We start from the raw sequence: 24,853 nt of genomic DNA, 5'->3' as shown, positions 1-24,853 counted from the left end.
ACCACGGAAATCCGCTTAGTGGGCGGCGCGAATGAAGTTTTCGCGCCTTCGCCTCCTCGGTTTCAAGTCCTTCGTCGAGCCCGGCGAGTTCGTTATCGAACGCGGACTGACCGGCATTGTCGGGCCGAATGGCTGCGGCAAGTCGAACCTGGTCGAGGCGCTGCGCTGGGTGATGGGCGAAAGCTCCTACAAGAACATGCGCGCGTCCGGCATGGACGACGTCATCTTTTCCGGTTCGGGCACGCGCCCGGCACGCAACACCGCCGAAGTCACGCTTTTCCTCGACAACAGTGATCGCTCGGCGCCCGCTGCCTTCAACGATGCCGATGAACTTCAGGTGTCGCGCCGCATCGAGCGTGAGGCCGGCTCGCTCTACCGCATCAACGGCAAGGAGGCCCGCGCCAAGGACGTGCAGCTTTTGTTCGCCGACCAGTCGACTGGCGCGCGTTCGCCGTCGATGGTCGGTCAGGGCCGTATCGGCGAACTGATCCAGGCCAAGCCGCAGGCACGTCGCGCCCTGCTCGAAGAGGCGGCCGGCATTTCCGGCCTGCACACCCGTCGCCATGAGGCCGAGCTGCGGCTGAAGGCGGCCGAACAGAACCTCGAGCGGCTGGACGACGTCGTCGGCGAACTGGAAAGCCAGATCGAAAGCTTGAAGCGCCAGGCGCGCCAGGCCTCCCGCTTCAAGAACCTGTCGGCCGATATCCGCAAGGCCGAAGCAACGCTTTTGCATCTGCGCTGGACGCTGGCCAAGACGCAAGAAGGCGAGGCGCGCTCGGCGCTGGCAGTTGCTACGGCACTGGTCGGCGACCGCGCCGCCGCCCAGATGGCTGCCGCCAGGGAGCAAGGCATCGGCGCTCATCGCTTGCCTGACCTGCGCGACGCGGAAGCAGCCGCGGCTGCCGCCTTCCAGCGCCTGTCTATCGCCAAGTCGCAGATCGAGGAGGAAGCCGGCCGCATCCGGGCCCGTCAGAGCGAACTCGAGCGCCGGCTGCAGCAGCTGGACGGCGATATCGCGCGTGAGGAGAGGATGGTCCGCGACAATGCGGATATCCTCGAACGCCTTCGCACCGAGGAAGCCACGCTCAATTCGGAAAATGCCGGCGCCGCCGACCGCGAGGCCAGCACCCGGGCCGCGTTCGAGCAGGCTGCATCGACGCTTTCACAAAGCGAAGCCAAACTCGCCGCGCTGACCGCCGAACGGGCCGAGGCTGCCGCCTCGCGCAACCAGATCGAACGGACGCTGCGCGACACCGCCGAGCGCCGCGACCGTTTCGCCCGTCAGCTTGCCGACGTCGATCGCGAATTGTCGGAGATACTCTCCAAGGTTGCCGGCCTGCCGGATCCGGCCGAGAAGCGCGTGCTGGTCGAACAGGCCATAGCGCTGCTGGAGGAATCCGAGGCTGCCGTATCGGATGCGGAGCAGTCGGTCATCGATGCCCGCGCCACGGAAAGTGCTGCCCGGCCACCGCTTCAGGATGCCAGGGCCGAGCTGGCACGGATCGAGACGGAAGCGCGCACGCTGGCAAAAATCCTGAACGCCGCCAGCGGCGATCTCTTCCCGGCCGTGCTGGAACAGATCAGCGTCGATCGCGGTTTCGAGACGGCGCTGGGCGCGGCACTCGGCGAAGACCTCGACGTGCCGCTCGACCGCAGCGCGCCGGTGCATTGGGGCGAAAGCGGGATCCAACCCGGCGACGCGGCTTTGCCGGAGGGCGTAAAGAGCCTTGCCAGCGTGGTCCATGCGCCGGTACAGCTCGCCCGCCGTCTGGCGCAGATCGGCATCGTCGACGCCGGCGATGGCCGCCGGCTGCAGGCGCTTCTTGCTCCCGGCCAGAGGCTGGTCAGCCGCGAGGGTGCGCTCTGGCGCTGGGACGGCTTTACCGCCAGTGCCGATGCCCCGACCGCCGCCGCGCAACGGCTGGCGCAGAAGAACCGGCTGGCTGAGCTCGATGCCGAGGCGATACAGGCGACCCTCGTCCTGCGTCAGGCTGAAGAGGCGCTTGCCCAGGCCGAACAGGCGCTTCGCCTGGCGAGCGAGGCCGAGCGCAACGCGCGCCAGGCCGGTCGCGACGCGCAGCACCGCCTGGACGCTGCCCGCACTGCGCTGGCCGAGGCCGAAAGGGCCGGCGGCGAATTGCAGAGCCGGCGCGCCGCACTGGACGAGGCGCGCGCCCGCATCGTCGACAGCCATGAGGAGACCTCGGCCGCCTTCGCCGAGGCGGAAATGCTGCTGCAGGACGCGCCCGATCTCGGCGATCTGCAATTGCAGCTCGAACAGTCCTCGGCCAATGTCGCCCGCGATCGCGCCACGCTTGCGGATGCGCGTGCGGTGCACGAGGGGCTGAGACGCGAAGCCGAGGCGCGTGCGCGCCGGCTCGATGCCATTGGCGCCGAGCGCAGCAACTGGCTGGAGCGGGCCGAAAACGCCTCGACGCAGATCGCGTCGCTCGGCGAACGCAAGGCCGAGGCCGAGGCCGAACGCGAGCGGCTGGCCGATGCTCCCGATGAAATCGACGCCAAGCGGCGCGCGCTGCTGTCCCAGCTCACCGAAGCCGAGACCTTGCGCAAGGCGGCGGCCGACCGTTTGCAGGAAGCCGAGAACCGGCAATCCGAAATGGACAAGGCCGCCACCGGCGCCATCCAGTTCCTGGCCGAGGCACGCGAGACCCGCGTTCGCGCCGAAGAGCGGCTGACCGCGGCCGACGAACGCCGGCAGGAGGTCGAGGCGCGCATCCAGGAGACGCTGAACACGCCGCCGCATCTGGTCATCCGCCACACCGGTCTGGAGGCTGACAGCCCGATGCCGGAAATGGCCGAGATCGAGCGGCAGCTCGACCGGCTGAAGATCGAGCGCGAACGGCTGGGCGCCGTCAATCTGCGCGCCGAGGAAGAGCAGAAGGAGCTTTCCGACCGGCTGGAGGCGATCGTCTCCGAGCGCGAGGACATCATCGAGGCGATCCGCAAGCTCAGGCAGGCGATCCAGAGCCTCAACCGCGAAGGCCGTGAGCGGCTGCTTGCCGCCTTCGACGTCGTCAATGGCCATTTCCAGCGGCTATTCTCGCATCTGTTCGGCGGTGGCACGGCGGAATTGCAGCTGATCGAATCCGACGATCCGCTCGAAGCCGGGCTCGAAATCCTGGCCCGCCCGCCCGGCAAGAAGCCGCAGACCATGACGCTGCTGTCCGGCGGCGAACAGGCGCTGACGGCGATGTCGCTGATTTTTGCGGTGTTCCTGACCAATCCGGCGCCGATTTGCGTGCTCGACGAAGTCGACGCCCCGCTCGACGACCACAATGTCGAGCGCTTCTGCAATCTCATGGACGAAATGGCCAACACCACCGAGACACGCTTCGTCATCATCACCCACAATCCAATCACCATGGCGCGCATGAACCGGCTGTTCGGCGTGACCATGGCCGAGCAAGGCGTCAGCCAGCTGGTGTCGGTCGACCTGCAGGCGGCCGAGGCGATGCGCGAGGCGAGCTGATCCAGGTCGCGCTGCCTGGCCGTTTTCAACCTCTGCGCTGCAAAATCCAGTTCATGGAGATCACGGCCACGAGCCCGCATGCCATGCCGACGCAATCGGCGACCCAGTCGAACACATCCAGGTCGCGCGCTATCAGTGCGGTGCCCTGGAGAACCTCGATCGCCGCGCCGACCAGGGCGAGGAAGACGATCAGCCTTGCCTTGCGGTCGGGCCAGCCGAGCCCTCCCAGGAAGGTCAGGACGGCAAAGGCGCTGGCGTGGTTCAGCTTGTCGTAGTGGAAACCGACATCGATCCCATACTCATTGAGACGAGGTACCGGCAGCAGCGCAAGCACAAGAACCGCGATGAGCGTGACGAGAAAAGCGACCCGTTCGGCGACTGAATAAAATCTCATTCTACTCCAACAACAATCTGCGCCGACCGCGGGGAAGGCCGAAGCCGTTCCCTAGAAATAAGTTCGCGGCGCGACAAGGTTCTTCTGCTGGCGAACATAAAAACAATAGAAGCCGAACGCTGCGGCGAACCACATGAAGGCCTCACCCATAGCCAGCCGGTTGTTTGAATTCGTAAGGATGGTTATGGCGAAAAAGACCAGTGTTGAGATGTAGCAGGACCATGCGGCCGGAGCGACAAGCTTGGCCCGCATGGCCAGCAGAACCTGCCTGGACGACCAGGTGTAGAGAAAGGCAAAGAACGCCAGTCCGACCACACCATAGCGCACGGCAATCTCCAGATATCCGTTGTGGAAGACGTTGAAGATCATGGGATGATAGGTTCTATGCTGCCATTCGGTCAGCCAGCTGGAGCTGGCTCCAAAGATCGGGTGGCGTTTCCAGATTTCGATCGCATCCGCCCACAGCATCAGCCGTTCCTTGGCTGCAAGCGGAACCGTATCGCTCGCGATGGCGCGGTCGAAGGCCGGAAGGACGCCATGCCTCAAGACATCCGGAACCAAGGCCTTGACGAAGATCATGGTGTCGCCGGCGGTGGACGAGAAGACGTTGCGTGTCGCGACGATGCCGACCGCCACGATCGCCAGCACGCCACACGAAACCAGCAGTTCGCGGCGATGGCCTCTCGCCAGGGTCATGACTGCCAACAAGAGCAGGACGAGCGCAAGCGCAAGCCAGACACCCTTTGACCGCATCTCGATGATGTTGACGAGGGCAAACAGCAGGACGGCTGCCGACAGCGCCCAATACAGGTTCTTGGTTGCTTTCCTCAGGTCCGTTCTTTGGGCCGTGTACGCCATGAATTGCAGCGCGCAAAGGAAGATGAAACCAGCCGCCACCGACGCGTGGATGGGATTGTTGAAAAGCCGCGGTGTCGGTTGGACGCCTTGAAACATGTCCGAATAGAAGGTGTCCGCCGCCAGGAAGACAAGACTGAGGATCATGAACCAGAGCACGAGCCGCGCGGGCTGCCTGACAAACAGCAGAAACGCGAAGCCGGTCGTCGCGTAAAACAGCGGAAACATGTAAACGCCTTCGGCGCCACCCAACTGATGGGTACCGAAATAGACGATCGCCAGTCGGATGAAGACATAGAGCGACCAACCCACGCACAGACCGCCGACCCAACCGATCAGCGGTTTGCTGTAGGTCCACAAATCCACCCTGAACCAGCGGACGACTGCGACCAAGGCCAGCGCCAGGCTCGCATAGCGGTAGGTGTCGGCCTCGCGCCAGACCGCGGAGACCAAAGCGAGGATGGCGAGCGCCGCAAGCAACAGAAGCAAGGTGTTGCGCGGCGCGTCGTCCTTGGCGTAGTCCGGGGTTTCCCGCGGCAAAGAGGGCCGCAGCAGGACGTGATGCAAGCGGCGCAGCTCGTCGCCGGCCCGCAACGCCCCGGCACTTAGCCGGCTCGGCCCGCCAAGCCTTGCGAATTTGTAGCTTCCCGAGGGACCGGCTATGCCGGAAATCTTGCTGCTGGCGGCGAAGCCAAGCACGTTTTGGCGGACCGAATAGACTTTCAAGCCGGTGTCCCAGAAGCGTTCGAGTGCGACGTCCCATGGCATTTTCATTACGGCGAGCGCCGACAACAGCCCCTGCGCGCCTTCCCGCGTCACCAGATAGGCGGCCGCCGAGCCTTGCGGGCCATGCAGCGCGCGACCGATCTCGTCGCCTTCCGTAGTCTCGACGGCGCGCATGAAGAAGCTCATGCGATGATTGGTCAGCTTGATGGCATCGAAATCCGGGACCGCCGCGATGATGGCCTCGATGCGCCGTATGGTGTTTTCGCTGAAGAGGACGTCGTCCTCGACAATCAGGCCATAGGCGCCGCCACCCGCGAGGAATGCCTCCAGCGCCTGGATATGGCTGCGGTAACAGGCATATTCGCCCGGCAGGATGTCGCGCCCGCTCAGCTTACGCGCGGCTGGAAGATCGATCTCCGTCCAGTCCTTTTTAGCGAGGGCGCGGCCGTCGACGGCGGCAATGCGCTGCAAGGTTAGGCCGGCCGCTTCCGCGCTGGCGAGCAATTCGCTCCAGCGACCGGTCTCGCGATCGAGGTTGATGGCGAATATAGGAAGGTTCATCGAAGTTCCATGTTGAGCCGCCACCCACCCGGTCGACCTATGTATGGAAAGAGGGAGATGTTCAAGGCGACACTGTCCAGATCATGCGCAAGTGGTGACCCGAATTTGCCGCGATGGCGTTGGCTCATCTGAATTTATGACACAGTCGAATTATTAGCCGATCGGCTTCATGGAAGATCGCAAAGGTACTCTCGGGTCCTATATGTCCAGTATGGACCAACCCCTTCGGGCCAAAAGTGTTACCCATGTCTCCGGTATAAACCGTAACCTATGTGTCCGGAACGGACCTACTTATGATGGCTGGGGCGCCAGGATTCGAACCTGGGAATGTCGGTACCAAAAACCGATGCCTTACCACTTGGCGACGCCCCAATTGCCGTCAGAGTCGCTTGTGCGGCGCGTTATTAGCAGAGCAGCCGAAAAGCACAATCCTCATGAACGATGGTCAGAACGTCCAATCGGGCAGCTAACGCAGCTGCCGCCAGAGGGCATGCGTGCGGGCTATTCGGACCACACCGCCATCTCGTTGCCGGCCGGATCGACGAAGTGGAAGCGCCGGCCGCCGGGGAACGGGAAGATCGGCTTGACGATCGCGCCGCCTGCACTTTCGACAGCGCGCAGCGTTTCCTCCAGTTCCCTGCTGTAGAGCACGGGCAGCGGCTTGGCCGGTGCTTCCGCGGCATCGGCCTGGAAGCCGCCGTCCAGGCCCTCGGCAAAGGCCGAATAGGTCGGCCCATAGTCGGTGAACGACCAGGCGAAGGCGGCACTGTAGAAGGCCTTCAACCGGTCCAGCGTTCCACCGATCGCCGGCATTTCAAGATAGTCGAGTTTCCCGGGCAATTTCATGGAGCACCTGTTTGTTCCTGTTATGTTCTACATTAAATGCCTCGGGATGGCAAGCCTTTTTGACGCATCTTTGGACGTAGCTTTTGCTTAATCGATTGTAGGGGCCGCACGGCTTTGCCGACGCCTTGCCTTTCGCACTGCAGCATCATATCGCTCCAAAGTCGGGACACGGCGGAACTTTCCGTTTCGCCAATCTTTCCAATCTCCTGCAACCGGAGAGCAAAGCATGACCAAATGGGTTTTCACCTTTGGCGACGGCGCGGCGGAAGGCCGTGCCGGCGACAAGAATCTGCTGGGCGGCAAGGGCGCCAACCTGGCCGAGATGTGCAGCCTGGGCCTGCCGGTACCGCCGGGCTTCACCATCACCACCGAGGTCTGCAACGCCTATTATGCCAATGGCCGTACCTATCCGGCGGGGTTGGAAGCCGATGTCGCGGTTGCGCTCGATCATATCGGATATCTGACCGGCCGTCGGTTCGGCGACCCTTCGAAACTGCTGCTGGTGTCGGTGCGTTCGGGGGCTCGTGCTTCAATGCCCGGCATGATGGACACCGTGCTCAATCTCGGGCTGAACGACGAGACGGTCGAGGCGCTCGCCGCCGATTCCGGCGATGCGCGCTTTGCCTATGACAGCTACCGACGCTTCATCCAGATGTATTCCGATGTCGTCATGGGTCTCGACCATGAGGTCTTCGAGGAAATCCTGGAAGACCAGAAAGGCGGGCTGGGGCATGAGCTCGACACCGAACTGACGGCGCTCGAATGGCAAGGTGTCATCGCACTCTACAAGGCCAAGGTCGAAGAAGAGCTCGGCAAGCCGTTCCCGCAGGATCCGCACGAGCAGCTGTGGGGCGCGATCGGCGCCGTGTTCTCGAGCTGGATGAACAATCGCGCCATCACCTACCGGCGCCTGCACGACATTCCCGAAAGCTGGGGCACGGCGGTCAATGTCCAGGCCATGGTGTTCGGCAATATGGGCGAAACCTCGGCCACTGGCGTTGCCTTCACCCGCAACCCGTCGACCGGCGAAAAGATGCTCTATGGCGAGTTCCTGGTGAACGCGCAGGGCGAGGACGTCGTCGCCGGCATCCGCACGCCGCAGAACATCACCGAGGCGGCGCGCATTGCAGCGGGCTCGGACAAGCCGTCGCTGCAGAAGCTGATGCCGGAAGCGTTCCAGTCCTTCGTCACCATCTCCGACAGCCTGGAGAAGCACTACCGCGACATGCAGGATCTCGAATTCACCATCGAGCGCGGCAAATTGTGGATGCTGCAAACCCGTTCCGGCAAGCGCACCGCCAAGGCGGCGCTGAAAATCGCCGTCGAGATGGCGCGCGACAGGCTGATCACGAAGGAGGAGGCCGTCGCTCGCATCGACCCGGCCTCGCTCGACCAGCTGCTGCATCCGACCATCGATCCCAAGGCCGCGCGCGACGTCATCGGCATCGGACTGCCGGCGTCGCCCGGTGCCGCCACCGGCGAGATCGTCTTTTCCTCAGGCGACGCCGAGGAATTGAAGACGCAAGGCCGCAAGGCGATCCTGGTGCGCATCGAAACCAGCCCCGAAGACATCCACGGCATGCATGCGGCGGAGGGCATCCTGACCACGCGCGGCGGCATGACCAGCCACGCCGCAGTGGTCGCGCGTGGTATGGGCAAGCCCTGCGTGTCGGGCGCCGGCTCGCTGCGTGTCGACTACAAGGCCGGCACGCTGATGGCGATGGGATCGACCTTCCGCAAAGGCGACATCGTCACCATCGACGGCAGCAATGGCCAGATATTGAAGGGCGCCGTATCGATGCTGCAGCCGGAACTTTCCGGCGATTTCGCCGCCATCATGGAATGGGCCGACGCGGTGCGCCGCATGAAGGTGCGCACCAATGCCGAAACGCCGCTCGACGCGCGCATGGCGCGCTCCTTCGGCGCCGAAGGCATCGGGCTTTGCCGCACCGAGCACATGTTCTTCGATGGCGACCGCATCGTCGCCATGCGCGAGATGATCCTGGCCGACACTGAGAAGGACCGACGCACCGCGCTCGCCAAGCTTTTGCCGATGCAGCGCTCGGATTTCCTCGAGCTGTTCGAGATCATGGCCGGCCTGCCAGTGACGATCCGCCTGCTCGATCCGCCGCTGCACGAATTCCTGCCCAAGACCGAGGCGGAGGTGGCCGAGGTCGCCGCCGCCATGAAGGTGTCGCCGGATAAGCTCAGGCAGCGCACCGAGGCGCTGCACGAGTTCAACCCGATGCTCGGCCATCGCGGCTGCCGGCTGGCGGTCTCTTATCCCGAGATCGCCGAGATGCAGGCGCGCGCCATTTTCGAGGCGGCCGTCGAGGCCGGCAAGAAGGCCGGCGCGCTGGTGGTCCCCGAAATCATGGTGCCGCTGGTCGGCCTGGTGAAAGAGCTCGACTACGTCAAGGCGCGCATCGATGCCGTAGCCAAGAGCGTCATGGAGGAAACCGGCGTCAAGATCGACTATCTCACCGGCACCATGATCGAACTGCCGCGCGCGGCCATCCGCGCGCATGTCATCGCAGAGTCGGCCGAGTTCTTCTCCTTCGGCACCAACGACCTGACCCAGACGACCTTCGGCATTTCGCGCGACGATGCGGCCTCGTTCCTGGAGACCTATCGGCAGAAGGGCATTATCGATCAGGATCCGTTCGTCTCGCTCGACATCGATGGCGTTGGCGAACTGGTGCGCATGGCTGCCGAAAAGGGCAGGGCAACGCGACCCGACATCAAGCTCGGCATTTGCGGCGAACATGGCGGCGACCCGGCCTCGATCCGCTTTTGCGAAGAGGTTGGCCTCGACTACGTGTCCTGCTCGCCCTATCGTGTGCCGATCGCCAGACTGGCGGCCGCGCAGGCAGCGGTGCTGGTCGCGAAGGCAGGCCGCGGATAGGTCCATCCAGGCCGAGCTTACCGTTTTGTAAAACAAGTCGCGCGAACGTGCTGACGGGTTTGCATAATCTCGACAATATTTCCGCTCAATTTGCAGACGTCCCGACAATTGCTCTCGGAAACAGATGTTGCAGAGTTCACCCGCACTGTTCCACTCGATCCTGGTCATTCAGACGAAGTTCATCGGTGATCTCGTTCTCGCCTCGACGCTTGCAGAAAACCTGCGGCTCGAATTCCCCGGCGCCAGGCTGGTGTTTCTGTGCGAGGCGCGCTTCGAGAGCTTCGTGATCGCCCATGGCATTGCTTCCGAGGTGGTCACGTTCAGGCGCGCCCGCATGCGCGGCACCAACCTCGAGCGCGGGAAAGAGCTTTACGCCATGGTGCGGGCGTTGCGCCGCTTCCGCTTCGACCTGACGATCGACTTGGCCGATTCGAAGACGTCGCGCATCATCACCGGGCTCGTCAACGCAAGGACCCGCGTCGGCTACAATCCTCCCGAAAGACCCTTGCGTATGCTGGAGCGGCAGCCCGCCAATGTCTTTGCCACGCCCTACGGCTCTGATGGCCAGCATTTTCAGTACCGCTACCTCTCGCCGCTCGAAGCGCTCGGCATCGAACTTCGCACGGTGATTCCGAGCCTTCAGCCGCTGCCGCTGGAGACGGCGAATGCATTGTCGCTGCTGGGTAAGCACCACCTGCGGCCAAACGCCTTCATCACCGTGCATGCGGGTGCAAGCTTCGAGGGGCGACGTTGGCAGCCGGAGCGGTTTGCCGCGGCGATCGTGGAAATTACCGGCGAAACCGGCCTGGACGTTGTCCTGGTGGGCGGCCCGGATGAGCGGGAGATTGCCGAACGTATCGTCGCCAGGACCGCGCCGTCAGTGGTCGATCTCGTAGGGGCTCTGTCGCTTGAAAGGCTGCTGGCGGTGCTGAAACAGGCCCGGCTGTTTCTTGGCAACGAGAGCGGCCCGATGCACATGGCCGCAGCCACTGGGACCCCGGTTGTCGGGCTGTTCGGTCTGACGGATCCGGCGCGCTGGGGTCCCGTCGGCGTGCCCAGCATCTCGCTCCAGCCGCCGATGCCTTGCGCCTGCGTGGCCAAGGACCTCTGCCGCGCGCCGGATCCCAGCAAGGCTTGCTGCGTCTGGGGCCTTGAGGTCAAGCCTGTCGTCGACGCGGTGCGCGAGCTTCTTTCGCGTACCGAAATGAAACGGGAACGCTCCGTCTGAGATCATGCGCCGCGCGGGCAAGCGCTGTCGCCGTCGTGGAATGGCCTGTTCAACACGCGAACGGTCAAATTGTCACGCCGGGCGCTTTTCTGCTATGCGCCATCCCGATTTCCGCCTTCATGCCGTTCTTGGGATGCCCGCTTGAAATGACCCGTCAGGAATTCGGTTTGATGCGCCTGCTGCAAGAAAATCTCTGCATGATCGCCATGTGCTTGGCGATGGTATCCGCCGGCCATGCCGCGCCGCTCGTCGAGCCGACGCTGCACATCAGGCCGCAGGCGAGCGGAGCCGGCCACGTTGCGCTCACGCTCGACGCATGCGGCGGACAGACCGACAACCGGATCCTTTCGGCACTGGTGGACAACAAGATCCCCGCCACCATTTTCGTCACCGGGATCTGGCTGAAGCGAAACGCTGCCGCCGTCGAGATCATGCAGGCGCATCCCGATCTGTTCGAGCTGGAAAATCACGGCGGCCATCATATCCCGGCGGTCGACACGCCGCGGAAAATCTACGGCATCCGCAGCGCCGGCAGCCCGGACGCGGTGCTGGCCGAGGTCGAGTCGGGTGCCGCCGCCCTTGCCGGGACCGGGGAGCCGGCGCCGAAATGGTTTCGTGGCGCGACCGCCGAATACAGCCCGTCGGCAATCGCCATGATCCGCAAGCTTGGCTTCAAGATCGCGGGATTCTCGATAAACGGCGACGGTGGCTCCTTGCTTGGCGCCAAGGAAACCGCGCGGCGCATTGCGGCGGCCAAGGACGGTGACGTGATTATCTCGCACATCAACCAGCCGACCCATGCGGCCGGCGAAGGCGTGGTGCAGGGGCTGCTGGCGCTCAAGGCCAAGGGCTTGACCTTTGTGCGGCTCGATGATGCCGACGGGGTCGGCAATCACGGCACCACCGACTGACCGGTGCATTGATATTCAGCCGGACTGCGAATGGTGGTTTCCTGTGCTTCCGGTACTCACGGACCCAAAAGTCCGCTCCGTTCCGGTTCTCGGAACGCACCATTCTCGGCTCGACCTGACCTGAATCTCGACGCACCTCACGCCGAGTTCGCCTGGGTTCGAAAATCGCTCAGGCCGGTTTGGCTTCGATCGAGACCTTGCTGGCGTAGAATGCGCCGTGGTCGCGGATTTCAGTCATTTCGTCGAAAGGCCGTTCATAGGCCCACATAGCGTTCTGGCCGGTCTCGCCGGCAGGCAGCACGCTCCAATAGTTTGCGTCGCCCTTGTAGGGGCAATGGGTCGAGTGTTCGGTGCTGCCGAGCTTGCCGAAATCGATGTCGGCGAACGGAATGTAGAAGGCCGCGGGATAGGGGGCCTCGGTCAGCACCTTGGCGTTCGCTGATGAAGCGATGACCACGTCTCCGGCGCGCACCGTGACGGTGCCCGCATAGGGCTCGATGGTGATGACTTTGTCGGGATTGCGTTGAAAACCGGGGGCGGGATTGGCGATCTGATCCATGGGGGTCTCCTTGCGTCGACTTTAAGTGTGTCGCGCAAGCGCATTGCGCAAGGCCCCCGGGGGCGTGCAACACACAAGGCCTGGCCGAGGCCGGCGATGATGGATCGCGCCTCCGAAGATACTTGTCCGCCAGAGCAATCCAGGAAAAATATGAAACGGTTTTCCCTTGGGAATTGCATCAAAACAGTCGGTTAGGCAGCGGCCTTGAACACGTCCATGAGACCGGCATAGGCAGCAGCGATACCGGCGACCGGATTGCTGCTTCTCGACACGGTCTCGACTTTCAAGGAACCACCGCCGGTCGGCAAGGTGAGCAGCAGAAACTGGCGATTGCCGCCGTCGCCGACGGATGCGGCAGCGACATGCTGGCCTTCGCCCTGATTCTGGACGCACATCTTGAACAGCAGTGTGCCGCCGACCGCTTCGAGCGCGCCGCCGACAACTTCAACAAATTCATCTTCGGAAACAGTCTTGGTATCCGGCACCAGATCGGCCAGACTTTCGGCAAGCGTACTCTCCAGGGCCTTGTCGTCGAGCTGCGCGTCCATGCGAACCTCTTTCAGTCGCCAATCGCACCCCTTTGCCCGTTAACGAAACTTAACGCCGACGATGGCCGGATTGTGGCGGTTTTTCACCAATGTAGCGCCCGGCGGTGCTGGCGGCTGGACAATCCGCGGGTTCGCTCCACAATGGCCCGAAAAGCACAACGCGAAAGCGTGAGGGAGGACCGAATGCTGGGACTGATGCAGGAATGGCCGCTGCTTTGCCACAAGCTCATCGACAATGCCGAGCGGCAGCATGGCGTGCGCGAGATCGTGTCGCGCTCGATCGAGGGGCCGATCGTGCGCACCACCTATGCGGACATCCATCGTCGCGCCCTGAAGGTCGCCCAGCGGCTGGAGCGTGACGGCTATCGCCTGGGCGACCGCATCGCCACGCTGGCCTGGAACACCGCGCGCCACATCGAGGCCTGGTATGGCATCATGGGCATCGGTGCCATCTACCATACGCTCAACCCGCGGCTGTTTCCCGAGCAGATCGTCTGGATCATGAACCATGCCGAGGACAAGGCTGTCTTCGTCGACCTGACCTTCGTGCCGCTGCTCGAGAAGATCGCCGGAGCCGTCAAGTCGCTGAAACAGGTGATCGTGCTGACCGACAAGACACACATGCCGCAGACGACATTGCCCAATGTGGTCGCCTATGAAGACTGGCTTGATGAGGCGGATGGCGACTTCGCCTGGAAGACCTTCGACGAAGGCACAGCCGCCGGCATGTGTTACACGTCCGGGACCACGGGCGATCCAAAGGGCGTCGTCTACAGCCACCGTTCGAACGTGCTGCACGCCATGATCGCCGCCATGCCCGATGCCATGGGCCTGTCGTCGCGCGATACGATCTTGCCGGTCGTGCCGATGTTCCACGCCAATGCCTGGGGCCTTGGCCAGAGCGCGCCGATGATCGGCGCCAAGCTCGTCATGCCTGGCTGCAAGATGGACGGCGCCTCGATCTACGAACTGCTCGACACCGAAAAGGTGACCTTCAGCGCCGCTGTGCCGACCGTCTGGATGATGCTGCTGCAGCATCTGGAGGAGACCGGCAAGAAGCTTCCCTATCTCAACAAGGTCGTCATCGGCGGCTCGTCCTGTCCGCGCGCGATCATGACGAAGTTTCAGCAGAACTACGATGTCCAGGTCATCCATGCCTGGGGCATGACCGAAATGTCGCCGCTCGGCACGCTGTGTACCTTGAAGCCGGACTATGCCGGTCTTCAGGGGGAAGCCCGGCTCGATGTCCAGCAGAAACAGGGCTACCCGCCCTTCGGCGTCGAAATGAAGGTGACCGACGACGACAACAATCCGCTGCCCTGGGATGGCAAGACATTTGGCCGCCTGAAAGTGCGCGGACCGGCCGTTGCCCGGGCCTATTATGGCGGTGCCGGCCTGGAGCAGTTCGACGAGGACGGCTGGTTCGACACCGGCGACGTCGCTCACATCGACGCTGGCGGCTATATGCAGATCACCGATCGCGCCAAGGACGTCATCAAATCCGGTGGCGAATGGATTTCGACCATCGACCTCGAGAACCTGGCTGTTGGCCACCCCGATGTCGCCGAGGCGGCAGCCATCGGCGTCCATCATTCGAAGTGGGGCGAACGGCCGTTGCTGGTCGTCGTCCGCAAGCCGGGCAAGGAACCCAGCAAGGTGGATATTCTCGACTTCATGAATGGCAAGGTGGCCAAATGGTGGATGCCGGACGATGTCGCCTTCGTTGGCGAAATTCCGCACACCGCCACCGGCAAGATCCAGAAGATCACCTTGCGCCAGCAGTTCAAGGACTATCGCTTGCCGACGGATTGACGGGGTGGTGCATGTTTCGGCTTCATGCCATCGCAAAAAGGCACTAAGTGTCCGTTCGGGTTGGGGCAGCGCAGAGAACGATGGTTAGCATTCCCGAACGGCAAACGTCGAAGGCGGCCGGATGGTCCCGGCGCACGGCCGCTTTTTCGTTGGTGTTGCTGCTGACGGTCTTCGTCGGCCATCGCTTCGATTTCGTCGAAACACCGGTCTTCCTGTGGGTGCTGGGCATTGTCGCGCTGCTGGCGGCCATGGCGCTGCTGTTTGCCGGATTTGCCTTTTCGCGGCTGTGGAACTTCGGCGATCGCGGCGGTCGCGACCTGACGGTCGGCGCGCTGCTGGCGCTGCTGGTGCTCGCGCCCTATGGCGTCGTCGCCTACTGGGCGACAATCTATCCGCCGCTCAGGGATATCTCGACGGATTTCGACGAGCCGCCGGCGCTCGACGTGAGCGACCGGACGAAGGACATGAACGTGCTCTCCCCGTCGACGCCTGGCGAACAGCGGCTGCAGACCGACAGCTATCCGCTGGTCAGCGCACGCAGCTACGACTTGCCGTTCGAGACTGTCGTCAATGCCGTGGAAACCGTACTCGATCGGCGCAACTGGGATCTGTCGGAACCCTATCCCGACCTCGCCGGGCAAAGCGACGTGACCATTACCGCCGTCGCCAAGGGCTTTGTGCTCGGCCTTCCCGCCGATGTGGCGATCCGCGTGACCGACGATGGCGATACGGTCATCGTCGATATGCGGTCAGCTTCGCGATACGGCCGCTACGATCTCGGCGACAATGCCGCGCGCATCACCGATTTCCTGGCGGAACTCGACCAGGAGGTCGCCGGCCAGGTTGGCGCGGCGCCGGCCGAGTAGGGCCGGCCTATCTGGCCGGCGTGAAGATGCCGTCAATGGCCGGGGCGGCGTCTGTCATGACCAGACCGCGCGCCACCAGATCCTCGAGATGGGCAAGCACCGACAATCCGGCGGCGCCATGCAGCCGCGGGTCGGTATCCCTGTAGATCGCCTTGACCATGTCCACAATCGTCCGGTCGCCCTCTCTGACCCGCTGCAGGATGGCGCGCTCGCGCATTTTGCGGTGCGTCTTCAGCCCGCGCATGAAAGCCCGCGGCGCCGTCACCGGTCCGCCATGTCCGGGCAGCAGCAAGCCATCCCCGCGTTCGATCAGCCGGTCCAGCGAGGCCATGTAATCGGCCATCGCTCCATCCGGCGGGGCGACGATGGAGGTTGCCCAGGCCATGACGTGATCGGCCGAAAACAGGATGCCGGTTCCTTCCAGCGCGAAAGCCGCGTGATTGGCGGTGTGGCCCGGGGTCAGAACCGTCCTGATCGACCAGCCGTCGCCGTCGACCACCTCGTCGTGGGAAAGGGCGATGTCGGGGACGAAAGCCATGTCGGCACTGGCGTCGAGCGCATTGGTCTCCCCGATATGCAAAGGCCTTGCCGGCCGGTGCGGCCCTTCTGCCAGCACGGCGGCGCCGGTGCGCTCTTTCAGCCGGGCCGCCAGCGGGGAATGGTCGCGGTGCGTGTGGCTGACGAAGATATGGCTGACCGGCCGGCCCGCGATCACGTCGAGCAGTGCGTGCAGATGCGCCTCGTCATCCGGCCCCGGATCGATCACCGCCAGCGTCTCGCGGCCAACGATGTAGCTGTTGGTGCCGTGAAAGGTGAAAGGGCTCGGATTGCGGGCCGTGATGCGCTGGATATCGGGCGCGACGCTTACCCCCTGTCCATAGAAGGGATCGAAGCCGGTATCGAATTTGAGTGCCATGGCGGATGCATCGGTGCCTTGTTTCAGGAAACGGCAAAACCGATTGCCGCATAACACGCAAGCCAATATAGGAGGACGTGAGGCCGCGAACATCGGAGTGCGGCAATCGGAATGGGGAAATACCATGGCAATTGCAACTACGATGCGTCCGCTTGTTTCTCTGGCTTTGCCGCAAAATGCCGCGGCGCGGCTGGCAACGCAGCTTTTCCTGGCGATCGCCGGAACGCTGGTGCTGACCCTGTCGGCCAAGACCAAGGTCATGCTTGGGCCGGTCGACATTTCGATGCAGACGCTGGCCGTGCTGCTGATCGCCGCCGCCTTCGGCATGCGTCTCGGCGTCGCCACCCTGCTGCTTTACATGGCGGAGGGCGCCATGGGCTTCCCCGTCTTCCAGAGCACCCCGGAAAAGGGTCTCGGCATTGCCTACATGCTCGGCTCGACCGGCGGTTATCTCGCGGGCTTCGTGGTCATGGCGGCAATCGTCGGCTGGGCCGCCGATCGCGGCTGGGACCGCCATCCGATCAAGCTTTTCAACGCCATGCTGGGTGCCGAGGTCGTCATGATGGCGATGGGCTTCGCCTGGCTGGCGCTGCTGATCGGCCCGGAAAAGTCGTGGCAGTTCGGCGTCGTGCCCTTCATCGTCGGCGACATGATCAAGGTTGCCCTGGCAGCAAGCCTGGTGCCGGCCGTTTGGACGTTGCTGAAGCGCGGCTGAAGCGCGAACAGGGCCTGCGGCTTGAGCAATCAAGCCTTGGCTGGAACGGCGGGTTGGCGGGGCGTGGTGTCCGCCAAGCGGCCTGCCTTTCCATCAAGCGGGCCGTTCTACTTCTCAATTCGCCGTCGTCATCCGCAATGTAGCATTTCTGCCCTTCCGACTTGTGTCTGGCGCGAATAATAGCAGAGAATGCGCCCAAGAGCTAAACCATCGACAGTGAGCAAAAAAATACTGCTCGAGGGTGCTCGAGTAGCGCGTTTTTTCCAACAGCACGGTTTGATGGGCGATGGCAACGCAACTGAGCCTTCTGGAGTGGATGGAAAAGCCGACACTCGAGGCGGTTGTGAAACCAGATATCGTCTTTGATAGCGAAGATTGGGTCTTCGTTACCAAGCACCCTGAAAATACCCGCTTTGAACGCAAGTCAGGACGGATCGAACCAAAGGACCTCGCAGTCTGTCTTTCTGCGTTCGGCAATGGGCCAGCGATCGAGGGCGGTATCGTCGCCATTGGCATCGAAAAGAATGGCAGCGTATCCGGCTGCAAGGACATCTCAGAGACGAAGTTGCAGGAATTGGAGTTCATGGGGCGCGACCATTGCGTCGCCGGACGCTTCGTGACCAAGAGGCGGGAAGTAACTAACCAGAAGGGTGAGCCGGATTTCATAATCCTAGCGCGGGTGTTTTATGTGGAAGAGCGCCTTGTCGAACTAACCAGCGGCACGGCTTATTGCCGCGAGTCAGATCGCTCACGGCGCTTGTTGGACGCCGAAAAGGCAGAAATTCGCATCAACAAGGGGGAACGGGCATTTGAGCTAGAAGCGTGCACGCTGACCTATCCGGACGATTTCCGAATTCCCCTGATCCGCCGCTTTTCACAACAGGTGCTTACCGCGCGCGCTTCATCGGCGGCAATCCTCGACGAGGAAGTTTTGGAATCAATGCGTCTAGGAAAAATCCGAGACGGGAAATTCATCCCAAACAACATCTGCGCGCTGATGTTTGCAAAAGATCCACAACAGGTTTTCCCCGGTGCCTATGTTCATTTTCTCCGTTTCGAGGGCACCGAAGAAAGGTCTGGAAGCGAATACAACGTCACTAAAGATCGGATGCTGTCTGGCACCCTTCTTGAGGTAATCGCGGACGCTTCCCAAACGCTCGACGCAAGCTTGCGGGAGTTTACCGAGTACCGTTCCGGCAAGTTCCATCAGGTTCCCGAATACCCTCGTGACGCATGGTACGAATTGATCGTCAATGCATGCGTCCATCGCTCATATCATGCCAAGACCCAGCCGATTTTTGTGAAGCAGTTCGACGACCATTTGGAGGTGGAAAGCCCCGGCGTGTTCATGCCGTCCGTCACTTCGGAGAACCTATTTCACAAACCAAGAAATCCGTTTCTTATGTTCGTCCTTCGCGAGTTTGGGGAAGTACGATGCATCAGTGAGGGAACGAAGCGCATCAAGCGGGAGATGACCGAAGCAAAACTGCCTCCTGCGGAATTCAAGGAAACCATACATTCGATCAAGGCAATCCTGCGAAACGACATCGCGAATAGGACAAATTCCCTCGACAACGAAGCGTATCGCATGTTGGGCGAAGCCCTCGCGTTTTCGCTCGACGCTGATGAGAGACGGCTTGTCAATTTTGTGGTTGAGCACGGGAGAATCAATTCCAGTGACGCGCTTAGAATTCTCAGCACTACCTATTGGCACACCGCCAAAGCCAAGCTGAAAAGGTTGGCTGATCGCGGGATACTGACATGGGTCTCAACTAAGGTTCGCGACCCAAATTCGCACTTCATACTGACTAAGCGTTCATAACTTGTCTCAAGGGGATAATTCCCATCATCAATGGGCAAATGCCCGACTTTCCTCCGCTGCTAGAACCGATGCCGATTCGGCAACGCGCCAAGAAACACAAGAAGAGTGACCAGATTGAAATGATGCTGCCAATAGGCGAGGGCATCCCTGTCAAATTGCGGAAGAACGAGGTTCTTGATCCTCGCTATCTCGATTTGGTTGGCTAGGCCGAGGGGCGTCCGCAATGAAAGAAGCGATTTAGCCTTACCGCTCAACTCCTATTCCGCTTTGCAAGATCCCAAGCGTCATCTACGACATTGAGTGCCTGTTCTCCAGGCATGTTACAAATGGGCGCTTCTGATGAAAGTTTTGGTCACCGGCGCTGCCGGCTTCATAGGCTATCATGTATCGAAACGGCTGCTGGAGCGCGGCGACGAGGTTGTCGGCATCGACAACGTCAACGACTACTATGATCCGCGGATCAAGGAGGCGAGGCTGCGGCTGCTGGAGGAGGCGAGCCGCAAGACCAATACCGGCTATCAGTTCATCCGTGGCAATCTCGCCAACAGAAGTGTTGTCGATGGCTGCTTTGCCGACCACGCATTCGACCGGGTGATCCATCTCGCGGCCCAGGCCGGGGTTCGCTACAGCCTGGAAAACCCGCACGCCTATGTCGAAAGCAACATCATCGCCTATGCCAACATGCTCGAGGCCTGCCGCAACAGCGCCGTTGCGCACCTGACCTATGCCAGCACCTCGAGCGTCTACGGCGCCAACACCGACATGCCGTTTTCCGAGCACCGGCCGGCCGACCACCCGCTGCAGTTCTACGCCGCGACCAAGCGCGCCAACGAGCTGATGGCGCACAGCTACAGCCATTTGTTCCGGTTGCCGACGACCGGGCTTCGCTTCTTCACCGTGTATGGCCCCTGGGGGCGCCCGGACATGGCGCTGTTCCTGTTCACCAAGAACATCCTTGCCGGCGAGCCGATCAAGCTGTTCAACAACGGCAACCACACGCGCGACTTCACCTATGTCGAGGACATCGCCGAAGGCGTCGTGCGGGCCAGCGACAGCCCGGCCACGGGCAATGCCGCCTGGGACTCCTGCCGTCCAGATCCGGCGACGAGCAGCGCCCCGTGGCGCATCTTCAACATCGGCAACAACAATCCAGTGAAGCTGACCGCCTATGTCGAGGCGCTGGAAAAAGCGCTGGGCCGGAAAGCCATCGTTGAACTGCTGCCGCTGCAGCCCGGCGACGTGCCAGATACCTTTGCCGACACATCGGCGCTGGAGCAGGCGGTCGGCTACCGCCCGACGACGACGGTGACCGAGGGGGTGGGGCGGTTTGTGGAGTGGTACCAGGCGTATTTTGGGCGGGGATAGGTCTGTTTTGGCGATTCCTGGCCGATTCCGCGCATAGCCATGGTCCGTGACCACGCAACCAGGGGGAGATGGAATCGATACGGCTCGCAAACAGAACGTCTGCACCCCACCGCGGTCCAAAGCGCTGTTGAGCGTTTGCATTCCTACGTTCAACCGGCGGGGCATCCACTAGTCAGCTAAGTTACTGATATGCCTCCACGCCCAAGGCGGGAGAGACACACAATGTCTCCCTTGTGTGTCTGACCTGCCTGATTTCCGGATTGAAAGGGAGACGGCAATACTCCACCATCGACCTGTTGTTGCAGTTGAACTGGTCGCAACAGTGATATTCGACAGCGAATTGCAATCCAGACGCGATTGAGCTTACGATGCCTTTTGCCAGCATACGGTCTGGCGGGGATCGGGCGTGGGGTCCGGCATGTATCACGGCAGCTTGTCACGAGCGGCTTTATGGAAAGCCGCATCATTGTCACGCGAGAGATTGCAGGCAGAGAGACGGAGAGGTTTCTCATGCTGATTGCGCGTCTCATATGAACCGCGTAGGCATCGCGGCATTCACCGCGCCGCTAACGCTCGCTGTGGTTCTGTTGGCCGTGCACAGATTTCCTGCCGGGCAGACAGCTGCAAACGTTGATGTGACGCCTGAAAATCAACAGCAACAGCCCGCTGCGATTGAAAGTACGATCCAAGGGCAGGCGTCGGTCATCGACGGGGACACACTGGAGATTCACGGCATTCGAATTCGGCTTAATGGTATTGACGCGCCCGAATCTGCGCAAAAGTGTGAAGCAAAGGGAATAAGTTACCGTTGCGGACAGAAAGCAGCGTTTGCGCTAGATGAAATTCTTGCAGACAAGACGGTAGCATGTACCAAACTCGGTATCGACAGATACGGTCGAACGATAGCGAAGTGTACTGTCGCAGAGGTTGATGTTAGTGCTGAGATGGTCCGCAGAGGGTGGGCAACAGCGTACAGAAAATACTCCCTTGACTATGTGTCGTTTGAGGATGTTGCACGAGCGAGTGGACTTGGTATATGGGCTGGTCCATTCGAGAACCCTGCTAAGTTTCGCCTAAATCGGAAAAAAAGTTGAAGTGAGACGACAAATAGAACTGGTTATATTACTGATAACGCAACGAGATGCGGGCTAGGGAGCATGGAAAATGGCAAAGAGAGACGAATCTAAAAGTCTTACAGCGAGTACTGAGCCTTTGGGGCAAGTCCCAACAGTTATTCCTCTGGGACAAAGCAGTCAAATCGATCTGTCATGGATGCCGGAAGACCAGCGTCGAGCGCTGCTGACCGAATACGCAAGAGGCGCGCTGGATGTGAGCAAACGAGCCCAGGAACTAGGTGTCGAAGTTTCAGTGCTTCGGAGTACATTAGGCACCTTGGGCGAGACCACTAAGCAGGTTGCGCAAGACGGCAATTCAGTGACGTTGACGCACGTACAGAACAGTCAATTTGGTCGCACTGAGGTAATCATGGGGAATACCGATGCCGCGACAGCAGGAAAACTTTCACGTTCTCAAACGGGAGAACGAGATTGGACGCCTTACTATGTACTAGGTGGAATAGTTGCGTTGATTTTTATTGCGATTGCCCTGGGTCGCTAACGTGTACCGGACGACGCTACGCCTGTCTGAAGACGTTGACGTTGAGAAGCAAATAGCCGTCTTGCGTAGAGATAGTTCTAGAGCAGGTCTTTCGGAATTAGTCATCGAGGAGATGACTGATCAGGTGCGGGTCGTCGTCGGCATGGCTGCGGCACAAGGCACGAAGTTAACGGCGCAAGGCAGCCAGATGTCGCTCTCTCGGCAAATAAGGGGAGAGGGATATGAACTGCAACTTATCTACGGGGCTGGCGCTCAAACGTCCTGGTTGGGCCGCTTTGTTCGCGCTCTGAAGGGGTGACAATGGCACAATACAGCCGCCGATATCCAAAGCGCCCACACTCCAACCGAGACTATGGGCATGAGCGGGCGCGTCAACACATTGAAGATGCGAGACGCTTAAGTCACGAACTCGGGGGAACTGATGAGGACGTTAAGCGGTATTTCTTTTCGCTGTCCCAGTCTGACTTGAGCCGAATACTGGACGAGTACGGTCGAACGTATGGATATCAAAAGCAGGAATACGCTGCAGAGACCATGCATGATTGGAGAACTGGGCGAAGGCAGATGAGCGGGACTGTTGCCGAGAGACTGTTCAATCTTCTTCCCCCCACTATGCCGCTGTCGGAGAAATATAGGCTGACTGAAGGTCTCTGGCGGCACTATGGACCAAGCTCCAGGCGCGTCATGCGAGTAGGACTTGACGCGAACCTTGAACAGGTTCTCGAACTGGCACGTCAGCACATTGACGAGGTTGTAACGCAGTACCGGATTCCAGAGCAGATAGAGCGCCGATTTAATTGGCTTTCGTCTGGTGACGTTGGCGTGAAGCAGGAACTTCTTAACCACGTGAGGTCGATGGAGCGCACAATGGTGGTTGAAGCGGCCCGCGCGCAGATGCCAGTTCTTTTAGAACATATCAAAGGCCAGTACGGGGGGCGAACATCGCGACTCGCTCAAGTTCTAAAGGTCGGCAAGCACGAACTTGAATTACTTATCGACAAGAGCGCGTCGGGAGTACGAATCGAAGAGGCAACTTACCGTGTAGCGTCCAGTCCGTCTGCGTCTGGTGGGGGCGGTGGATTGGCCCTGATGATCATTGTTGGAATAGTTGTTCTCTTTTGGTTGTTGCATTAGTCCACCTCAGCTGGTGATCTCCTTACGGAGAGCCGCGCAGGCACCTCGCAGGCGGTTATCGCCATCGCGAACCGGTGTGGGGAAGAGGCTCACAATATGGCGATGAAACGCCCGGGCGCGATATTGCAGGATCAGCCGCTCGTGCCCAGCTCGCATCGCTGGCGATATCTGCTTGCGCGAGCACCTCTTCGAGTTCTGTCGATGCGCTGCAACCGGCCCCATCCTCAACGGCTCTTTCTGGCGGCGGCACGCTGCAGGTGGTGAAGGATCTGCCTGCGCCGCAGAACACCCAGAATGGCAGCGAGCAGCCCTTGTCTGCCAACGATGTGCTCGAGGTCAGCGTGTTCCAGGTCGACAATTTGAACAGAACCGTTCAGGTCGACGCGGGCGGGCAGATTTCGCTTCCGCTGATTGGGGCGATGGCTGCGGCCGGGAAGACCGTTCGCCAGCTCGAGAAGGAAATCGAGACCGCCTATGGCGAAAAATACCTGCAATCGCCTGATGTGACGATTTTCGTCAAGGAATCGATTGGCCAGCGCATCACGGTCGATGGTGAAGTCAACAAGGCTGGCATTTATCCGGTGTCCAGCAGCGCTTCCTTGCTGGATGCGATCGCCCTTGCCGGGGGCTTCAATCCGGTTGGTGATGCCGGCAAGGTCTTCGTCTATCGCAATGTCGGCCAAAACAAGCTGGTCGCAAACTACAATGTAGAGGAAATCCGCGCCGGCAAGAATCGCAACCCGCGCATCTATGGCGGCGACGTGGTCGTCGTCTTTGCTTCGAAGTCGAAAATCGCGATGAACAATTTGAAGGATGCTCTGGGCATCGCCTCTAGCGCTGCCCGCATTGCGGTCATTCCGTAGACACGGACAACCCCTGGATCACCTCGCGCATGCTCGATCGTAACAGGCAGCCCCAATTTACCGGACCCGGACATGGCCAGGCCCTGTCAGCGGACCTCTATTACGACGTGCCGCAAAACTACGGCCCCTATGGTCGCGACTATGCCGGCCAGGATGAGGGGTTCAATCCGCTCAAGCTGCTTTTCTACATTGTCCAATACCGCTGGCTGATCGTCATGATGGCAGCCGCCGGGCTTGTTGCCGGCGTCATCGTGACGATGATGCAGACACCAAAATATCAGGCAACGACGCAGCTCGAAGTTCTGGTCCCTTCGGCGAAGGTCTTTCAAGACATTGAGGTTGTTTCCGAAACCAGCGATGTCAGGGCCTTCCTGACCGCGCGTGAGAAGCTGAGGAGCCGGGCGCTGGCTCAGCGCGTGGTGTTCCAGCTGGGGCTTGGCGAAAAGCCGGATTTCCTGTTTCCGACGCCGAGCTTTTCGCTGAGCAACATTGTCTACCGAGCGTTCGGGATGTCCAAGTCGCCTTCCATCGAGGAGAAGACACCCGAAGAGCGTGAGGCAATTGCCATCAAACGCATCCTCGAAGACCTGACGGTCAATCTGGTCACCAACACAAGCCTGCTGTCGATCACCTTTGTCGACCAAAAGCCGAAATATGCAAGCGATGTAGCCAATCAGGTGGCGCAGAGCTTTATCGATCAGCGCCTGGACCAGACCAGCG

19 protein-coding genes, 1 tRNA gene and 1 pseudogene are annotated in these 24,853 nt (G+C 61.1%); 14 read left to right on the top strand and 7 right to left on the bottom strand.

The features are described 5' to 3' along the window. The first annotated feature begins 31 nt into the window (after nt 1-31). Entirely contained in the window at nt 32-3,490 is a 3,459-nt protein-coding gene (smc, locus tag ASD99_RS27475; protein WP_057145496.1) for a chromosome segregation protein SMC, read from the top strand. Nucleotides 3,491-3,515: 25 nt separating this feature from the next. Here smc and ASD99_RS27470 read toward each other — a convergent pair whose 3' ends face one another. From ASD99_RS27470 to ASD99_RS27455, 4 genes are all read right to left on the bottom strand, one after another. Beyond that, nucleotides 3,516-3,884, bottom strand: coding sequence for a hypothetical protein (locus ASD99_RS27470; protein WP_057145495.1), 369 nt, complete (start codon nt 3,882-3,884; stop codon nt 3,516-3,518). A gap of 51 nt (nt 3,885-3,935) precedes the next feature. Continuing rightward, nucleotides 3,936-6,026: an O-antigen ligase family protein gene (locus ASD99_RS27465; RefSeq protein WP_057145494.1), complete on the bottom strand. Its 2,091-nt coding sequence runs from the start codon at nt 6,024-6,026 to the stop codon at nt 3,936-3,938. A gap of 297 nt (nt 6,027-6,323) precedes the next feature. Further along, a tRNA-Gln gene (locus ASD99_RS27460) sits at nt 6,324-6,398 on the bottom strand. A gap of 129 nt (nt 6,399-6,527) precedes the next feature. After that, nucleotides 6,528-6,872 (bottom strand): VOC family protein, encoded by a 345-nt coding sequence (locus tag ASD99_RS27455; RefSeq protein ID WP_056580956.1) that lies wholly within the window; start codon nt 6,870-6,872, stop codon nt 6,528-6,530. Nucleotides 6,873-7,098: 226 nt separating this feature from the next. On the opposite strand from ASD99_RS27455, the gene ppdK reads away from it, so the two are divergent. The 3 genes from ppdK to ASD99_RS27440 all read left to right on the top strand — a co-directional run bounded on the left by ppdK (nt 7,099) and on the right by ASD99_RS27440 (nt 11,916). Then, nucleotides 7,099-9,777 (top strand): pyruvate, phosphate dikinase, encoded by a 2,679-nt coding sequence (ppdK, locus tag ASD99_RS27450; RefSeq protein ID WP_056580952.1) that lies wholly within the window; start codon nt 7,099-7,101, stop codon nt 9,775-9,777. Between the two features lie 124 nt (nt 9,778-9,901). After that, nucleotides 9,902-11,005 carry a glycosyltransferase family 9 protein gene (locus tag ASD99_RS27445; protein WP_057145493.1) on the top strand — a complete coding sequence of 368 codons (1,104 nt, stop codon included), beginning with the start codon at nt 9,902-9,904 and terminating at the stop codon, nt 11,003-11,005. 170 nt (nt 11,006-11,175) lie between these two features. Then, nucleotides 11,176-11,916, top strand: a complete 741-nt coding sequence (locus ASD99_RS27440; RefSeq protein ID WP_057145555.1) for a polysaccharide deacetylase family protein — start codon at nt 11,176-11,178, stop codon at nt 11,914-11,916. 169 nt (nt 11,917-12,085) lie between these two features. Here ASD99_RS27440 and ASD99_RS27435 read toward each other — a convergent pair whose 3' ends face one another. Both ASD99_RS27435 and ASD99_RS27430 read right to left on the bottom strand, forming a co-directional pair. After that, nucleotides 12,086-12,475 carry a DUF427 domain-containing protein gene (locus tag ASD99_RS27435; RefSeq protein ID WP_056580943.1) on the bottom strand — a complete coding sequence of 130 codons (390 nt, stop codon included), beginning with the start codon at nt 12,473-12,475 and terminating at the stop codon, nt 12,086-12,088. Between the two features lie 191 nt (nt 12,476-12,666). Next, nucleotides 12,667-13,023, bottom strand: coding sequence for a hypothetical protein (locus ASD99_RS27430; RefSeq protein ID WP_056580940.1), 357 nt, complete (start codon nt 13,021-13,023; stop codon nt 12,667-12,669). Between the two features lie 183 nt (nt 13,024-13,206). Here ASD99_RS27430 and ASD99_RS27425 point away from each other — a divergent pair, with 183 nt between their 5' ends. Then, nucleotides 13,207-14,835: a fatty-acid--CoA ligase gene (locus ASD99_RS27425; protein ID WP_057145492.1), complete on the top strand. Its 1,629-nt coding sequence runs from the start codon at nt 13,207-13,209 to the stop codon at nt 14,833-14,835. Between the two features lie 80 nt (nt 14,836-14,915). Further along, nucleotides 14,916-15,701 carry a DUF1499 domain-containing protein gene (locus tag ASD99_RS27420; protein WP_057145491.1) on the top strand — a complete coding sequence of 262 codons (786 nt, stop codon included), beginning with the start codon at nt 14,916-14,918 and terminating at the stop codon, nt 15,699-15,701. Between the two features lie 7 nt (nt 15,702-15,708). Here ASD99_RS27420 and ASD99_RS27415 read toward each other — a convergent pair whose 3' ends face one another. Next, nucleotides 15,709-16,617 carry an MBL fold metallo-hydrolase gene (locus tag ASD99_RS27415; protein ID WP_057145490.1) on the bottom strand — a complete coding sequence of 303 codons (909 nt, stop codon included), beginning with the start codon at nt 16,615-16,617 and terminating at the stop codon, nt 15,709-15,711. A 124-nt stretch (nt 16,618-16,741) separates the two neighbouring features. On the opposite strand from ASD99_RS27415, the gene ASD99_RS27410 reads away from it, so the two are divergent. The 8 genes and pseudogenes from ASD99_RS27410 to ASD99_RS35360 form a co-directional block, all read left to right on the top strand. Then, a complete protein-coding gene (locus tag ASD99_RS27410; RefSeq protein ID WP_056580930.1) occupies nt 16,742-17,332 on the top strand; it encodes a biotin transporter BioY in 591 nt (196 codons plus the stop codon). Nucleotides 17,333-17,618: 286 nt separating this feature from the next. Beyond that, nucleotides 17,619-19,154 (top strand): ATP-binding protein, encoded by a 1,536-nt coding sequence (locus ASD99_RS27405; protein ID WP_057145489.1) that lies wholly within the window; start codon nt 17,619-17,621, stop codon nt 19,152-19,154. 339 nt (nt 19,155-19,493) lie between these two features. Next, entirely contained in the window at nt 19,494-20,519 is a 1,026-nt protein-coding gene (locus ASD99_RS27400; RefSeq protein WP_057145488.1) for an NAD-dependent epimerase, read from the top strand. 530 nt (nt 20,520-21,049) lie between these two features. After that, on the top strand, nt 21,050-21,613 hold the full coding sequence (locus ASD99_RS27395) for a thermonuclease family protein (RefSeq protein WP_057145487.1): 564 nt from the start codon (nt 21,050-21,052) through the stop codon (nt 21,611-21,613). 70 nt (nt 21,614-21,683) lie between these two features. Beyond that, nucleotides 21,684-22,136, top strand: coding sequence for a hypothetical protein (locus ASD99_RS33710; protein WP_156389092.1), 453 nt, complete (start codon nt 21,684-21,686; stop codon nt 22,134-22,136). Nucleotides 22,137-22,700: 564 nt separating this feature from the next. Next, the gene (locus ASD99_RS27385) at nt 22,701-23,270 is read left to right on the top strand and encodes a hypothetical protein (RefSeq protein WP_156389091.1); all 570 of its coding nucleotides are present in this window, start codon (nt 22,701-22,703) and stop codon (nt 23,268-23,270) included. 311 nt (nt 23,271-23,581) lie between these two features. Continuing rightward, complete coding sequence (locus ASD99_RS27380) at nt 23,582-24,133, top strand: polysaccharide biosynthesis/export family protein (protein ID WP_244497924.1); 552 nt, start codon at nt 23,582-23,584, stop codon at nt 24,131-24,133. A gap of 29 nt (nt 24,134-24,162) precedes the next feature. Then, nucleotides 24,163-24,495: pseudogene (locus ASD99_RS35360) on the top strand (Wzz/FepE/Etk N-terminal domain-containing protein); the annotation flags it as partial. Nucleotides 24,496-24,853: the final 358 nt, after the last annotated feature.

It is taken from the genome of Mesorhizobium sp. Root695, from assembly GCF_001428185.1.
Classification (GTDB): domain Bacteria; phylum Pseudomonadota; class Alphaproteobacteria; order Rhizobiales; family Rhizobiaceae; genus Mesorhizobium.
This window is presented reverse-complemented; position numbering and strand designations above follow the sequence as displayed.